Here is a 15,724-nt window from a genome sequence, read left to right as displayed (position 1 = left end):
GCAGCGCACGCAGATCGGGTGCGCGTGCAGCGGCTCGGCTAGACTCGGCTGAGGAGGCCCACCCATGTTCACCACCCTGGTTGCTGTCGTCGTCGCACTTGCGCTGGGCCACCTGGCCCCCGCCCAGGTGGCGCGGCTGCGGCGTTTCGAATGGTTCGGCCAGTGGCTACGCCGGCTGGACAGCCATGCGGCCGGGCGCGGTGCGTGGCAGGGGCGTTATGGCGTGCTGCTGGCACTGTTGCCGGCCCTGCTGGTAGTGCTGCTCCTGCAATGGCTGCTGGACGATGTGTGGCGCGGGTTCTGGGCCTTGCTGTTCGGCGTGGCGGTGCTGGCCTGGACCTGGGGGCCGCGCGATCTGGACCGCGATGTGGAAGCGGTGATCGATGCCGACGAGCCGGCGTTGCGGCGTGAGGCCATCTCGCACCTGCAGGCCGCCGGCGGCAGCGTGCACGAAGATGCGCCGTCGCTGGTGGAAGCGGTGGTGGTCAACGGGCTGCGGCGCTGGTTCGCGGTGCTGTGGTGGTTCTTGCTGCTGGGGCCGTTCGGTGCGGTGCTGTATCGGCTGACGGCACTGGCGGTGGAAAGCCCGCTGTCGGTGCTGCTGCCGCCGCGCAACCTGGCCGGCGCGCGCTGGCTGCTGGCCGCGCTGGAATGGCCGGTGGCGCAGTTGATCACGGTGTCGATGGCGCTGGTGGGCAATTTCGACACGGTGTTTCGCGCCTGGCGGCAGGCGCATGGCAACCGCTGGTCGCTGGAGCCGCATTTTCTCGGTGCGGTGGCGCGTGCCAGCGTCAGCGCCGAGCTGCGCGAGGAAGCGCACGACTACACCGATGCGGGGCTGGTGCCGGTCTGGCGTCGCCTGCCGGAAGTGCGCGATGCGATGAGCCTGGTCTGGCGCGTGCTGTTGCTGTGGATGGTGGTGCTGGCGCTGCTGGTGATTGCTGGATGGGTGCGGTAGGCGCGATGCAGGTGCGCCGCCGCGCGTTGCAATATCCACCGCATCAGGCGGTTGTTCGCGGCTACCCCCGGCGCAAGCAGCGTGAAAGGAAACCGCGCCAGGCATGATCTCGGGCGCCGCAATGCATGGCGCGCCGCCGCGCGTTGCAATATCACCGCATCAAGCGGCTGTTCGCGGCTACCCCGGCGCAAGCAGGTTGAAAGGAAACCGCGCCAGGCATGATCTCGGGCGCCGCAATGCATGGCGCGCCGCCGCGCGTTGCAATATCACCGCATCAAGCGGTTGTTCGCGGCTACCCTGGCGCAAGCAGGTTGAAAGGAAACCGCGCCAGGCATGATCCCGGGCGCCGCAATGCATGGCGCGCCGCCGCGCGTTGCAGTATCACCGCATCAAGCGGTTGTTCGCGATTACCCCGGCGCAAGCAGGTTGAAAGGAAACCACGGCAGATTCCGTGCAATCCAATAAAGCGGCAACGCCCATAACCAGAACTTCGGCTCGGACATGACGGCCACCACGGGTGCGAACCAGCGCGCGCGCCAGCCGGCCTTCCAGGCGATCAGGCCGGGCAGGGTGCACAGGCCGAGCACGGCGGCCGGGTTCATGGCGAAGGCGCCTGGGAGATCGAAGTGCACCAGCGCATACAGCGCGCGGGTCATGCCGCAACCGGGGCAATAGCAGCCGGTCACGGCACGGAAGACGCAGGGCGGGAACGGGCTGTTGCTCGCGTTCGGATCGAAGCGATACAGCAACGACACGCCGAGAGCGGCCACGCTGGTGGCCGCCCCGAGTCCAAGCCAATGGCGTGGACGCAATTCCATTACTGCATGTGCTGCAACTGCTGCATGTAGTCCATGTAGCCCTGCATGCCGCCGGTGGCGACCACACCGATGTTGATCAGCAGGCCGATCACGGCCAGCACGCTGGTCACGATGCACCAGGTCTTGGCGGTGTTGGAGGCACGCCGTGCGCCGTCGATGTCGCCCTGGTTGAGCAGGCCGTTGACCTTGCTGGAGAACACGATCGCCACGATGCCGGTGATCAGGGCCGGGCAGCACAGGCAGAAACCGAGCACGGTGGAGACGATCGCCCAGATCAGGTGATTGGGGACCGGGCCGGGTGCGGCGCTGGACGAGGGATGGATCGGCGGTGGGATGGCACTCATGGTGAAGCTCCTTGGGTGGTAAACAACAGCGAGATGTTGCAGCGCGTGGGGAAGGCAGCGATGGGCCGCGCAGGCAGCGTCCCCCGGTCACGGCGAACGCGTCTGACACGGTGATGTGGCGTACGGCGACTTCCCCCGGTCCTTCTTGTCGCGCCCGCTAGGCGAGCGCGGCGGCAATACGTGTAATGGCGCACAGGCTACTCGCGGCGCGCGACGGACGCAAAGCCCATGCCGGCCGCACTCATGGATGATCCTGGCGCAGTGCACGGACCTGCTGCTCGAGCAGCGCGGCGGTCGCCTGGCTGCCGGGGACCGCCGCGGCGGCGACCACTTCGATATGCGCACGGATCCGGCGCGGCACGCGCATGCGGCCCAGGCGGGTGTCGCGGCGGCTCCACATGCTCGACCACATGCCACGCAACGCCATCGGAATCACCGGCACCTGGCGGCGTTGCAGGATCTTTTCCACGCCCGACTTGAACGCTGCGATCTCGCCATCCCTGGTCAAGGCACCTTCGGGGAAGATGCACACCAGTTCGCCGTCGGCCAGCGCCGCGTCGATACGGTCGAAGGCCTGTTGCATCAGCGCGGGATCTTCGCGCGCGCCGGCGATCGGGATCGCCTTGGCGGTGCGGAAGATCCAGCGCATCACCGGGATGCGGAAGATCTTGTAGTACATGACAAAGCGCACCGGGCGCGGGATCACCGCCGACAGGATCAGCGCGTCCATGTAGCTGACGTGGTTGCAGACCAGCAGTGCGGCGCCTTCCTCGGGCACATGGCGGTCGATCTCGCGTGCGCGCAGCCGGTACAGCACGCTCACCAGCACCCAGCTGAGAAAGCGCATCAGGAACTCGGGCACCAGGGTGAAGATCCACAGCGCCACCAGCGTATTGGCCAGCGCCAACGCCAGGAAAACCTGCGGAATGCTCAGGCCCGGCAGCGGAATGCGCACGCCCAACAGCACCAGCTGCGGCAGTTGCAGCGCAATGCCGATGATGGCGGCGGTGACGATGAACAGCGAATTCTGGATGTTGAGCCCGGCGATCACGCGCGAGAGTTCGGCCTTGGGCGTGCGGCTCTGGATCAACGCGAACAACGGCACCACGAACAGACCGGTGAACAGGCCGATGCCGACCAGATCCACGATCAGGCGCACGCTGCCGGCCTGCTGCACGAACTGGCCGATCGACAGATCGGTGGCGGGCGCAGCGCCGGGGCGTGCGAAATACAGGTCCAGCAGGAAGGCGCTGATGCCGAACGCGCCCAGCGGTACCAGGCCGATTTCGACGGTGCGCCCGGACAGCCGCTCGCACAGCAGCGAACCGACACCGGTGCCGATCGAAAACAGCGCCAGCGCGAACACGTACAGGTCCTGCTGCCCACCAAGATTGACCTGCGCGTAGGTGGGCAGCTGCGCGGTCAGCACGGTGCCGACGAACCAGAACCACGACACCCCGAGCACGGCGTTGCGTACCGCCGGCGTGCGCCGGGTCAGGCGCATGATGGCGCGCGATTCGGGGATCGGGTTCCAGTTGATGGTCAGCTCGGGCGCGCCGGCATCGACCTTGGGCACCAGCCGCGCGACCAGGTTGCCGGTGACGGCAATGGCAATCACCGCGGTGGCTGCGGCCTCCGGGCCGTGGCTGCCGGCGATCTGGAAGATCAGCCCGCCGAAGATCATGCCGCACAGGATCGAGATCGAGGTGCCCATCTCGACCAGGCCGTTGCCGCCGGTGAGTTCCTCGGGCTTGAGCACCGAAGGCAGGATCGAATACTTTACCGGCCCGAACAGCGTGGACTGCAGGCCGGTGCAGAACAGCGCAATCAGCAGGATCACCATGTTCTCGGTGAGAAAGCCCACCGCCGCCAGCGACATGATCGCGATCTCCATCGTGGTGGTGATCACGATGAGCTTCTGCTTCTCCAGCTTCTCGGCGATCTGCCCGGCCAGCGCGGAGAACAGGAAGTACGGCAGGATGAACAGTGCCGGCGCCAGATTGGTGTACAGCGTGCGCTGCGCCGCATCGATGCCCAGGTAGAACAACAGGCCGATGATGGCCTGCCGGTAGACGTTGTCGTTGAAGGCGCCCAACGCCTGCACGGCGAAGAACGGCAAGAAGCGGCGCTGCCTGAGCAGGGCGAACTGACTGTGACCGGACATGCAGTTTCCTTTGCGAACGCGCGCAGCCTAGCAGGCTTCCACGGCGGGCTGGTGCATGCCGCTACGCGCGGCGCGGCGTGCGTGCCGATGGCGCGCGCCGCGCGGCCTGGGCGCGCAGCAGCGCCACGAAGGCGCGTGCGGCCGGGGTGGGGTCGGGCCGCCACACCGCATAGGTCAAAAAGCCGAAGCGCTCCTTCAGTGCGACCGTCACCACCCCGCGCATGGCCGCGGCCATGGTCTGCGGCACGATACCCACGCCCAGGTCGGCGGCGACCAGTTCGCGCATCAGATCGGCGTGGGTGACCTCGTATTGCTGGCGTTGCCGCAGGCCGGCCTGCGCGAAGGCCGCATCGACGATGCCGCGCACGCCGGCGCCAGCGATCAGCCCGGCCATCGGTTCGTCATCCAGCTCGGCCAGCGCCACCCGCTTGCGCGTGGCGAAGCGATGGCCGGGCGCCACGATCAGGGCCAGGGCTTCCTCGTGCAGCAGCAGCCGCTGGTCGGGCACTGCGACCTGCGGGCCGACGCCGACCAGCGCCACGTCCAGCCGGCCTTCGCCCAGGTCGTGCAGCAGGGCCTCGCTCATGGCGGTGCGCAGGTGCACGTCCACCCGCGCATGCGCGTTGCGAAACGCGCGCAGCAGCGCCGGCAGCTGCACGGTGGTGAGCGAGGAAATCTGCCCCAGCGTGAGCTGGCCACGCACCGTGCCCAGGGCCTGGGCCATTTCCTCGTGCAGGCGCTCTGCCGCGCGCAAGGTGGCGCGGGCGTTGTGCAGGAATACCTCGCCGGCGGCGGTGGGCCGCACCTGACGGGTGCCGCGCTCGAACAGGCGCGCGCCAAGGGTCTGCTCGATCTTGGCGACCTGGTGGCTGAGCGCCGATTGCACGGTGTTGCAACGGCGCGCGGCGGCGGTGAAGCCGCCTTCCTCGGCCACGGCGACGGCAAACTCCAGTTGGCGCAGGGTCAGCATGCGATCTCAAAACGCGATGGACACGGTGAAAACAATACATTGGAAAGATGCCGCATCGCTGCCCACACTGCGCCCACTCCTTCAGCAGGCACCTGCCATGACCGTCGAACCGATTGCCCACCCGCCATTGCCGCGCCAGCTGGTGCTGCTGATGGCCGCCGCCACCGGGCTGGCGGTGGCGAGCAACTATTACGCGCAGCCCCTGCTGGAGACGCTGGCGCAGGCATTCGGGATCCAGGTGCGCAGTGCCGGGGCGGTGGTGACTGCCGCGCAGCTGGCTTACGCGGCGGGGCTGCTGTTGCTGGTGCCACTGGGCGACCGGCTGGAGCGGCGCGGGCTGATCGTCGGCCTGTTCGTGCTCAGTGCGCTGGGCCTGCTGGTGAGCGCCGTCTCGCACAGCTTCGGCATGTTGCTGGCCGGCACGATCGTCACCGGTGCCAGTTCGGTGGCGGCGCAGATCCTGGTGCCATTCGCCGCGACCCTGGCCGCCCCGCACGAGCGCGGGCGGGTGATCGGCACGGTGATGAGCGGCCTGTTGCTGGGCATCCTGCTGGCGCGCACCGCGGCCGGGGTGCTGGCCGGTGTCGGTGGCTGGCATACGGTGTACTGGATCGCCTCCGGCCTGTTGCTGGTCACCGCCTGGCTGCTGTGGCGCGGGCTGCCGCGGCACCCGGGCAATGCGCAGCTGTCGTATCCGCAGCTGGTGGGCTCGGTGCTGACGCTGCTGCGCGACGATGCGGTGCTGCGCGCGCGCGCGGTGCTGGGCGGGTTGATCTTTGCCGGCTTCAGCATGTTCTGGACCACGCTGGCGTTCCTGTTGTCCGGGCCCGCCTATGGCTATGGCACGGCGGTGATCGGGCTGTTCGGCCTGATCGGTGCGGCCGGCGCGCTGGCGGCCAACCGTTCCGGTCACTGGTCCGACCACGGCCATGGCGACCGTGTCAGCTGGGGCGGGCTGGTGATGCTGCTGCTGTCCTGGGGATTGCTGGCGTTTGCGCCGCAGTCGATCGCGCTGCTGATCGTCGGCGTGCTGCTGCTGGATATCGCGGTGCAAGGCGTGCATATCGCCAACCAGAGCGTGATCTACCAGCGCAATCCGAACGCACGCAATCGCATCACCTCGGCCTACATCACCTGCTACTTCATCGGCGGTGCGGTGGGTTCCACGCTGGGCACGGCGGCCTATGCGCAGGCCGGCTGGAACGGTGTGGTGATCGGTGGGGCGGTGCTGGCGGCGGCGGCGCTGGGCTGGGTGGGACTGAGCGTGGCGCGCAAGCAGTGGAAGTAGGCGCAGCGGACGGAGCGACGCCGCAGGCATTGGACGGGCGTGGCCCGGACGTGCGTCGCATGGCCCGGCATCGCGCTTGCGTGCGGACGCAGGCGTGCCTGCTGCGGTGTCCAGGCGCACCGACAACGGTGCGCTAGGCCTTGGTGGCCGCCAGCCGCGTTGGCGTCTCTGTGGGTGCCGTCGTGACCGCCAGGGCCGCGGCACGCAACTTGGGCAACAGCCGCAGGGTCAGTGCCAGCTGGTCGCGCACCAGGCGCTGCTTGGGCGGCAATTGCACGGCGTGCTGTTCCAGCGCTTCGGCGGTGGCGATTTCCTGGCTTTCGTCGTGCACCGGCAGCGGCTGGCGTTCGCGCAGGGCGGTGGCGATTTCGCCCAGCGCGCGCTGCAGGTAGTCGCCGGCCTGCGCGATGGCGGGATCGTGTTCGCCATCGAGCGCGGCGCGATGCGCGCCAAGCGCGGACAGATAGCCGAGCAGGGTGTTGGACAGCGCCAGGAAGCGGAAGCCGGCGTCCAGGTTGCGCCGATAGCGGCCCGGTTCGCGCAGCATGTTGGACAAGGCCACCGACAACGCGGCATCGGCGTTGTGCATGTCGCGCCGGGCAATGCGGTAGGGCAGGTCGTCGCGCATGCCGCTGGCGTATTGCTCCAGCACCTGGGCCAGGTAGCGCGCGCAGCTGGCCAGCACCGTGGCCATCACCTGGTTGAGGCGGCGGCCCTGCCAGTCCGGCAGGATCAGGAACGAGGCGGCCGCGGCGATCGCGCAACCGATCAGCGTGTCGATCAGGCGCGGCCAGATCAGCACGAAGCCATCGCCGAGCAGGTTGAAGCAGAACAGCGCCATCACGGTGATACCGGCGGTGGCCAGCATGTAGCGATCGGTGCGGGTGATGAAGAAGACCAGTGCGGCGGCCAGTGCCAGCAGCAGCTGCACTTCGGTGCCGGGAAACAGCTGCATCAACGCCCAGGTGGCGACCAGGCCGATCAGGGTGCCGGCGATGCGCTGCACCAGCCGCAGGCGGGTGGCGCCGTAGTTGGGCCGGCACACGAAAGCAGTGGTGAGCAGGATCCAGTAGCCGTTGTCGGCATGGATGGACTGCATGATGGCGTAGCCGACCACCAGCGCGATGGCCATGCGCAGGCCGTGGCGGAACAGCACCGAACCGGGCGTGAGTTGCTGCAGCAGGCGCGCGCCCATTTCGCGCAAGGTATGCGGCGAGGAATCGCGCAGGCGGGTGTCGAGGTTGTCGCTGGTGGAGTCGGATTGCGCCGCTTCCGACAGCTTGCGTTCGATGCTCTGCAGGTTGGTCACCAGCAATTCCAGCGCGCCGAGCAGACGTGCGAGGGCGGGGTCGGCACGCGCGTGCAGGTAGTCCAGCGACTGGCGCAGGTCTTCGGTGGCCAGGCGGCTGTTGTCGCCGTAGTCGAACGGCTGGCGCAGGCGGATCGCCTCGCCCAGGGCCGCGCAGGCCTTGCCCTGCAGCGCGAGCAGGCGCTGGCAGCGGTACAGCACGTCGCTGTGGAAGAACGCGTCGGTCAGCGCTTCGTAGGGATAGTGCGAGGAACTGGCGCGCTCGTGGAATTCCTGCGCCATGTAGTACAGGCGGAAATACAGGCCCGACTGCACGCCCGGCCGTCCCGAGCGGCCGAAGCGGCTCATGATCGCGGTCTTGGCGGCGTTGAGCGCGCCGACCACCTTGGCGTTCTGCTCGGCCAGCGCCAGCCGGCGTGCATGCAGGTCGCTCTGCCGCACCGGTTCGAACAGGTCGGCCTTGAGCCTGAGATAGCGGCCCAGCTCGAAGAACAGCCGTGACAGCCGCTCGCGCACCGGGCGGTTGGCAAACAGCAGCGTCCACAGGATCGACAGCACGCCGTACCAGGTGGCGCCGATCAGCAGCAGCGCCGCGCCGTGCCAGGCGATCGACGGATCGTGGCTGCCGTGCTGGTCCATGCCGATCATGGCGTAGATCGACAAGGCCACGGTGGCCTGCGCGATCGAGGCGTAGCGCTCGCCCAGCGCGCCGAGCAGGGTTAACGAAAACGTCGCCACCGCCATGCCGGTCACGAACGCCAGCGGATACGGAAACAGCAGCACCACCGACGCGGCGGCGGCGGCGAAACACAGCAGCGACAGCAGCACCGACTTGATGCGGCCCAGCCAGTTGTCGTCGGTTTCGGCGATGGCGCTGGCGATGGCGCCCAGGAACAGCGCCGGCACCGCCGTGAGCTGCTGCCAGTGCCAGCACACCCCCATCGCCACTGCCAGCGCGATGAACACGCGCAGGCCATAGCTGGCCTTTTCATGGGCCCACAGGCGGCTCAGGCGGGTTTCGAAGGAGGGAGTGGCCACGGTCTCTGCAAGGCAAGGTGCCCGGGCATTATTGCCGCAGGCACGCGCCATCGGGGTGGAGGGCGGCTAGTTCTTTGTCAGTAGGGCAGCGTTTGTGCGGATTGGAGCCGATTGCGCGACGACGGTGGCTGCGCCGCAGCCCAGCTGCACGTGCCTGCGCGCAGCCGCGTGAGCTGCGCGTCCGGCCAACTGCACGGGCATGTATCGCGCTTGACAACCTTGCAACGTGTGGTTGCGAGTGCTCAGCCCTGTGCGTCGCGCTCGCGGGCGATCGCACGCCAGCCGATATCGCTGCGATGAAAGGCGTTGGTCCAGTGGATCGGCTGCAGACCGGCATAGGCGTTGCGCTGCGCCTCCTGCACGCTGTCCCCCAGGGCGGCAACGCACAGCACGCGGCCACCGGCGCTGACGACCTCACCGTTGGCATTTAGTGCAGTGCCGGCATGGAAGACCTTGGCGGTGGCGGGCACGGCGTCCAGGCCGGTGATGACTTCGCCGGTGACCGGAGTTTCCGGATAGGGCTTGGCCGCGATGACCACGCCCAGCGATGGGCGCGGGTCCCAGTGCGCCTGCGCCTGGTCGAGCTTGCCGTCGATGGCGGCGTCGAGCAGGTCCACCAGGTCCGATTGCAGGCGCAGCATCACCGGCTGGGTCTCCGGGTCGCCGAAGCGCACGTTGAATTCGATCACCTTGGGCGCGCCGTGCGCATCGATCATCAGCCCGGCATACAGGAACCCGGTGAACGGCACGCCGTCGGCGATCATGCCCTGCACGGTCGGCTCGACCACCTCGCGCATGACGCGTGCATGCACCTCGGGCGTGACCACCGGGGCCGGCGAATACGCGCCCATGCCGCCGGTATTGGGGCCGGTGTCGCCGTCGCCGACGCGCTTGTGGTCCTGGCTGGTGGCCATCGGCAAGGCGTGGGTGCCGTCGACCATGGAGATGAAGCTGGCTTCTTCGCCATCGAGGAATTCCTCGACCACCACGCGCGCGCCGGCATCGCCGAACGCATTGCCCGAGAGCATGTCGCGCACCGCGTCTTCGGCCTCGGCCAGCGTCATCGCCACGATCACGCCCTTGCCGGCGGCCAGGCCATCGGCCTTGACCACGATCGGCGCGCCTTTCTCGCGCACATAGGCCAGCGCCGCGTCGACGTCAGTGTGCACGGCGTAGTACGCGGTGGGGATGCCATGACGGGCGAGAAAATCCTTGGCGAAGGCCTTGCTGCCCTCCAGCTGCGCGGCCTTGGCAGTGGGCCCGAAGATGCGTAGGCCGGCGGCGTGGAAACGGTCGACCACGCCCAGCACCAGCGGCACTTCCGGGCCGACCACGGTCAGCGCCACGGCTTCGCGCTGGGCCAGGGCGAGCAGGCCATCCAGGTCATCGACCTTGATCGCGACATTGCGGCATTTGGTTTCGGTGGCGGTGCCGGCATTGCCGGGTGCCACCAGCACTTCGCTCACGCGTGCGGACTGCGCGATCTTCCAGGCCAGGGCATGTTCACGGCCGCCGGAGCCGATGACGAGGATTTTCATTTTAAGGCCGAGATTGGGGAGTCGTGATTGGGGATTGGTTGAAGCAAGGCGGAGACCGGAACAGGAGAGACCAGAGCGACGTTGCCACTCCCGAATCCCGAATCCCGGCTCTATCAGTGCCTGAAATGCCGCACGCCGGTGAACACCATTGCGATGCCGTGTTCGTCGGCGGCGGCGATCACTTCGCCGTCGCGCATCGAGCCGCCAGGCTGGATCACCGCCTGGATGCCGGCAGCGGCGGCGGCATCGATGCCGTCGCGGAACGGGAAGAACGCGTCCGACGCCATCACCGAGCCGGCCACCGTGAGCCTGGCTTCCTCGGCCTTGAGCGCGGCGATCTTGGCGCTGACCACGCGGCTCATCTGCCCGGCGCCCACGCCGATGGTGCGGTTGTCCTTGGCGTAGACGATCGCGTTGGATTTGACGTACTTGGCCACGCGCCAGGCGAACAGCAGATCGCCCAGTTCGGCCTCGCTGGGCGCGCGCTGGGTGACCACGCTCAGCTCGCCCAGCGACATGCCGCGGTTGTCGGACGACTGCATCAGCAGGCCCGAGCCGATCCGCTTGGTGTCGTAGTTGTTGAGGCCGTTGCCGTGCGGGATCTTGAGCACGCGCACGTTGGCTTTCTTGGTCGCGTAGTCGAGCGCGCCGGGCTCGTAGTCCGGGGCGATCAACACCTCGACGAACTGGCGGTCCAGGATGGCTTTCGCGGTCGCCGCATCGAGGGTCTTGTTGAAGGCCAGGATACCGCCGAAGGCGCTGGTCGGGTCGGTCGCATAGGCCAGCTCGTAGGCATCGCCGCAGGCCGCGCCCACCGCCACGCCGCAGGGGTTGGCATGCTTGACGATCACGCAGGCGGGCGCATCGAACTGGCGCACGCATTCCCATGCCGCATCCGCATCGGCCAGGTTGTTGTAGCTCAGCTCCTTGCCCTGCAACTGCTGGAAGGTGGCCAGCGTGCCCGGCACCGGATACAGGTCGCGGTAGAACGCGCCGGCCTGGTGCGGGTTCTCGCCGTAGCGCAGGTCCATCACCTTGACGAAGTTGGAATTGATCTGCGCCGGGAACGGGCTGCGCTTGGGCACCGCTTCGGCGCTGTCGGCCACCGCCGACAGGTAGTTGCTGATCGCCGCGTCGTACTGCGCCACGCGGTTGAACGCGGCCACCGACAGTGCAAAGCGCTTGGCCGCCGACAGCTGGCCGTCGTTGGCATCGAGTTCGGCCAGCAGCTCGGCGTACTGCGCCGGGTCGGTGGCCACCGCCACGCGGGCGAAGTTCTTCGCCGCCGAGCGCAGCATCGCCGGGCCGCCGATGTCGATGTTCTCCACCGCATCGGCCAGCGTGCAGTCCGCCCTGGCGGTCACCGACTCGAACGGATACAGGTTCAGCACCAGCAGGTCGATCGGCACGATGCCGTGTTCGGCCATCACTGCTTCATCGACGCCGGCGCGGCCGAGCAGGCCGCCGTGCACCAGCGGGTGCAGGGTCTTGACGCGGCCGTCCATCATCTCCGGAAACCCGGTCAGCTCGGCGACGTCGGTGACCGGCAGGCCCGCCTCGCGCAGCGCCTTGGCGGTGCCGCCGGTGGACAGCAGCGCGACGTTGCGCGCTGCCAGCGCGCGGGCCAGATCGACCAGGCCGGTCTTGTCGGAAACGGAGAGCAGGGCCCGGCGCACGGGCAGGAAATCAGAGGCCATTGGTGGGGGCTATCAAGGCGGGGCAGCCGATATTGTAGGCCGCACCGGCGCTCGAATGGGCTCGACCGCCCGTGATGGCGTCGATCCATGCGCGGGCAGGACACTTCCGGGCGCTGCTGCGGCCGATGCCGGACACGCTGTCTCGCGGCGGCATCGGCGCCAGCCAGGTGATGCCTGCTGCGGCTGCAGCGTCGTTGCTGGTGGCCGCGCTGGTCGGTCGCGCAGGCCATGGTGGCGTGCGCGATCAGCTGGCCTCGGTCTGCGTCGCTGCCAAAGGTGGCGTTCCCTGTGATCCGCGACAGCGGGGCGCGAGTGCGTGGCGCACCTCGGGGCCCGGCTTGCAGCGATGCCGGGCACCCGATGACGCAGACGACGCGCTCCGGCCACAGGCGTGCCAGGCTTCGATCATCAGGTGATGCGTCGCAACGGGCGATACGTTCGACGCTGCGACGCCCGTTGCATCTGCCAGGCAGACGGTCGCAACAGTGCCTGCTGCGCGCGTTGCTGACGCGTTGCCTGACGCCCGTCACCGCTGCGGGCAGTCATCGCCACGATGAAACTGCCAACCGTGCATCGCCTGCAGGCGCGAATGGATCACGCACCTTGAATACACTGCATCTCAGTTGCAGCCCCGCACGGCATTGCCGCGTGACGCGGGGACGCCTGTTTTCGCGGGCGATGGCGCTTCATCTGATGCCGGCATGCGTTCGCGACGCGATGCGGTGAGTGCGCGACACGTTCCTTGATTCGGCTTGTGCACTGACGAACACAATCCGGAGCCGGTCGCAGATTGATCAAAAAAACCGGTCCCCGTGCGTGGCGCACCCAGCTGTTCTTCGGGAATGCGCACCTGTCTTCCGCTGCGGCGACAGTGGCCACGCCGGGCTGACCGACGATCTGTGCTCGCTGACCGATTCGCTCAACCGGTTCACCAGCAACGACGCTCTCGGCGAGGCGTCCCGTCGCTAATTGCTGCAACGGCTGTCGCGCAGGAGCCAGCCTTGCCGTCACTCCCCGCTGCGTCTTGCCGTCACGGCCGTCCATGACCCTGCGATTCAAGCAAGACACCGCAGCGCGCGTGCGCCTGGTGGCGCTCGTCGATGACCAACCGCCGCAGTACCGCGACTGCCCTTGCCAATGGGCGGATCCGTCTCGCCATGACGGCGGGATGACCCGCATCCCTCGATTGGCCAGGGCATGCACGCCGGTTTGCGCAGCTGCCCGGAACATCCTCATGAGAGCAAGCCTATGAATCGCGAAAAAGTCCTGGCCTTACGCACCTGCACCAACAACATGTCCGATCATTGCGGACTGATCTGGCCGCAGTCCGGCAGTGTCGAATGCCGGCATTGGCAACCCACCATCAAGCAGGAAAACGGCTTGACCGGCCTGTTGTGGGGGCAGGGCACAAATGCGCATCTGAACATGCATGCCGATGCGCATTGGGTGGTCTGCATGGTGGATACCGCCGACATCATCTGGTTGGGCGAGGAGGGAATGATCAAGTTCCCCCGCGCCGAGGTGGTCTACGCCGGCAACCGTGCCGGCGCGATGCAGTGCATTGCCGCGGGCATTGCGCAGCACACCCCGCCCCAGCCGGAGCCGCGTGCAGTCGTTGCCGCGGACTTCATTCCCAAGGCAGCGCAGGCGCAGTTCACTGCGCCGGCCGTCGACAGCGGTGCGCCTTCCACCGCGCCACATCCAGTGGCGGCCAGCGGCATCGACCCACAGGCCGCACAGCCTTCGAATGCGATCTTGCGCACCCGCGAAATCGCCACCTATGGCAGCACGCTCACGGGCGCCGATCAGAGCCAGCTGATCGCCGGCTATGGAAGTACCGAGACTGCCGGTGACGGCAGCGAGTTGATCGCAGGCTACGGCAGCACCGGCGTGGCCGGATCCGACAGCACCATCGTTGCCGGCTACGGCAGTTCCCAGACCGCCGGCGGGGGCAGCACGCTGACGGCCGGGTATGGCAGCACCCAGACCGCGCGGCATGGCAGCGACCTGACCGCCGGTTACGGCAGCACGGAAACCGCAGGGGCAGACAGCTCGCTGATCGCAGGCTATGGCAGTACGCAAACCTCCGGCGGCGACAGCTCGTTGACGGCCGGTTACGGCAGCACCCAGACCGCGCAGAACGGCAGCGACCTCACTGCAGGCTACGGCAGCACCAGCACGGCGGGCACCGACAGCTCGCTGATCGCCGGCTACGGCAGCACCCAGACCTCCGGCGGGGAAAGCTCGCTGACCGCCGGCTACGGCAGCACGCAGACAGCGCAGGACGGCAGTGACCTCACCGCCGGCTATGGCAGCACCGGTACCGCCGGTGCCGACAGCTCCCTGATTGCCGGTTATGGCAGTACGCAGACCTCCGGCAACGACAGCTCGCTGACCGCGGGCTACGGCAGCACGCAGACCGCCCGCACCGGCAGCGACCTCACGGCCGGTTACGGCAGTACCTCCACGGCCGGCGCGGACAGCACCTTGATCGCCGGTTACGGCAGCACGCAAACCTCCGGCGGCGACAGCTCGCTCACTGCCGGCTACGGAAGTACCCAGACCGCGCGCAAGGGCAGCGACCTGACTGCCGGCTATGGCAGCACCGCAACCGCCGGTGCAGACAGCACCTTGATCGCCGGGTATGGCAGCACCCAGACCTCGGGCGGCGATAGTTCACTCACTGCCGGCTATGGCAGCACGCAGACCGCGCGCAAGGGCAGCGACCTGACCACCGGTTACGGCAGTACTTCCACCGCGGGCGCGGACAGCACCTTGATCGCCGGGTACGGCAGCACGCAAACGTCCGGTGGGGAAAGTTCGCTCACTGCCGGCTACGGCAGTACGCAGACCGCACGCAGCGGCAGCGACCTGACCACCGGATACGGCAGCACCTCCACCGCCGGTGCCGACAGCACGCTGATTGCAGGCTATGGCAGCACGCAGACGTCCGGCGGCGACAGTTCACTCACTGCCGGCTATGGCAGCACGCAGACCGCACGCAAAGGCAGCGACCTCACCACCGGCTACGGCAGCACCTCCACCGCCGGTGCCGACAGCACGCTGATTGCAGGCTACGGCAGCACGCAAACGTCCGGCGGCGACAGTTCACTCACTGCCGGCTACGGCAGTACGCAGACCGCACGCAGCGGCAGCGACCTGACCACCGGCTATGGCAGCACCTCCACCGCCGGTGGCGACAGCACGCTGATTGCAGGCTATGGCAGCACGCAAACGTCCGGCGGCGACAGTTCACTCACTGCCGGATATGGCAGCACGCAGACCGCACGCAGCGGCAGCGACCTGACCACCGGCTACGGCAGTACCTCCACCGCCGGTGCCGACAGCACCTTGATTGCCGGTTACGGAAGTACCCAGACGTCGGGCGGCGACAGCTCGCTGACCGCCGGCTATGGCAGCACGCAGACCGCACGCAGCGGCAGCGACCTGACCACCGGCTACGGCAGTACCTCCACCGCCGGTGCCGACAGCACGCTGATTGCAGGCTACGGCAGCACGCAGACGTCGGGCGGCGATAGTTCACTCACTGCCGGCTATGGCAGCACGCAGACCGCGCGCAAAGGCAGCGACCTGACCACC

The 15,724-nt window shown here is 68.0% G+C and carries 9 protein-coding genes and 3 pseudogenes; 4 read left to right on the top strand and 8 right to left on the bottom strand.

Features of this window, described 5'->3' with window-relative positions; translation table 11 throughout:
- The first annotated feature begins 64 nt into the window (after positions 1-64).
- Positions 65-958 carry a cobalamin biosynthesis protein gene (locus EO170_RS10985; RefSeq protein ID WP_126944874.1) on the top strand — a complete coding sequence of 298 codons (894 nt, stop codon included), beginning with the start codon at positions 65-67 and terminating at the stop codon, positions 956-958.
- Between the two features lie 407 nt (positions 959-1,365).
- Here the strand turns inward: EO170_RS10985 and EO170_RS10980 are convergent, their stop codons facing one another.
- From EO170_RS10980 to EO170_RS10965, 4 genes are all read right to left on the bottom strand, one after another.
- A complete protein-coding gene (locus EO170_RS10980) occupies positions 1,366-1,776 on the bottom strand; it encodes a DUF2752 domain-containing protein (protein WP_104583532.1) in 411 nt (136 codons plus the stop codon).
- Entirely contained in the window at positions 1,776-2,120 is a 345-nt protein-coding gene (locus EO170_RS10975; protein ID WP_104583533.1) for a CD225/dispanin family protein, read from the bottom strand. The genes EO170_RS10980 and EO170_RS10975 overlap by 1 nt, the downstream gene beginning before the upstream one ends.
- A gap of 241 nt (positions 2,121-2,361) precedes the next feature.
- Entirely contained in the window at positions 2,362-4,284 is a 1,923-nt protein-coding gene (locus tag EO170_RS10970; RefSeq protein WP_126944871.1) for an MFS transporter, read from the bottom strand.
- Positions 4,285-4,345: 61 nt separating this feature from the next.
- The gene (locus EO170_RS10965) at positions 4,346-5,254 is read right to left on the bottom strand and encodes a LysR family transcriptional regulator (protein ID WP_119129448.1); all 909 of its coding nucleotides are present in this window, start codon (positions 5,252-5,254) and stop codon (positions 4,346-4,348) included.
- A gap of 97 nt (positions 5,255-5,351) precedes the next feature.
- Between EO170_RS10965 and EO170_RS10960 the strand changes: the two genes are divergently transcribed.
- The gene (locus EO170_RS10960; protein WP_126944868.1) at positions 5,352-6,542 is read left to right on the top strand and encodes an MFS transporter; all 1,191 of its coding nucleotides are present in this window, start codon (positions 5,352-5,354) and stop codon (positions 6,540-6,542) included.
- Positions 6,543-6,675: 133 nt separating this feature from the next.
- Here the strand turns inward: EO170_RS10960 and yccS are convergent, their stop codons facing one another.
- The 4 genes and pseudogenes from yccS to purH all read right to left on the bottom strand — a co-directional run bounded on the left by yccS (position 6,676) and on the right by purH (position 12,124).
- Entirely contained in the window at positions 6,676-8,889 is a 2,214-nt protein-coding gene (yccS, locus tag EO170_RS10955; RefSeq protein WP_126944865.1) for a YccS family putative transporter, read from the bottom strand.
- A gap of 28 nt (positions 8,890-8,917) precedes the next feature.
- Positions 8,918-9,125: pseudogene (locus tag EO170_RS21745) on the bottom strand (hypothetical protein); the annotation flags it as partial.
- A 6-nt stretch (positions 9,126-9,131) separates the two neighbouring features.
- On the bottom strand, positions 9,132-10,427 hold the full coding sequence (purD, locus tag EO170_RS10950) for a phosphoribosylamine--glycine ligase (protein WP_126944862.1): 1,296 nt from the start codon (positions 10,425-10,427) through the stop codon (positions 9,132-9,134).
- 113 nt (positions 10,428-10,540) lie between these two features.
- A complete protein-coding gene (purH, locus tag EO170_RS10945; protein ID WP_126944859.1) occupies positions 10,541-12,124 on the bottom strand; it encodes a bifunctional phosphoribosylaminoimidazolecarboxamide formyltransferase/IMP cyclohydrolase in 1,584 nt (527 codons plus the stop codon).
- A gap of 74 nt (positions 12,125-12,198) precedes the next feature.
- On the opposite strand from purH, the pseudogene EO170_RS21740 reads away from it, so the two are divergent.
- Positions 12,199-12,339: pseudogene (locus EO170_RS21740) on the top strand (CDP-alcohol phosphatidyltransferase family protein); the annotation flags it as partial.
- A gap of 2,493 nt (positions 12,340-14,832) precedes the next feature.
- A pseudogene (locus EO170_RS21735) lies at positions 14,833-15,663 on the top strand (hypothetical protein); the annotation flags it as partial.
- Positions 15,664-15,724: the final 61 nt, after the last annotated feature.

It is taken from the genome of Xanthomonas sp. BRIP62409 (assembly GCF_003992965.1).
GTDB classification, from domain to species: domain Bacteria; phylum Pseudomonadota; class Gammaproteobacteria; order Xanthomonadales; family Xanthomonadaceae; genus Xanthomonas; species Xanthomonas euroxanthea.
This window is presented reverse-complemented; position numbering and strand designations above follow the sequence as displayed.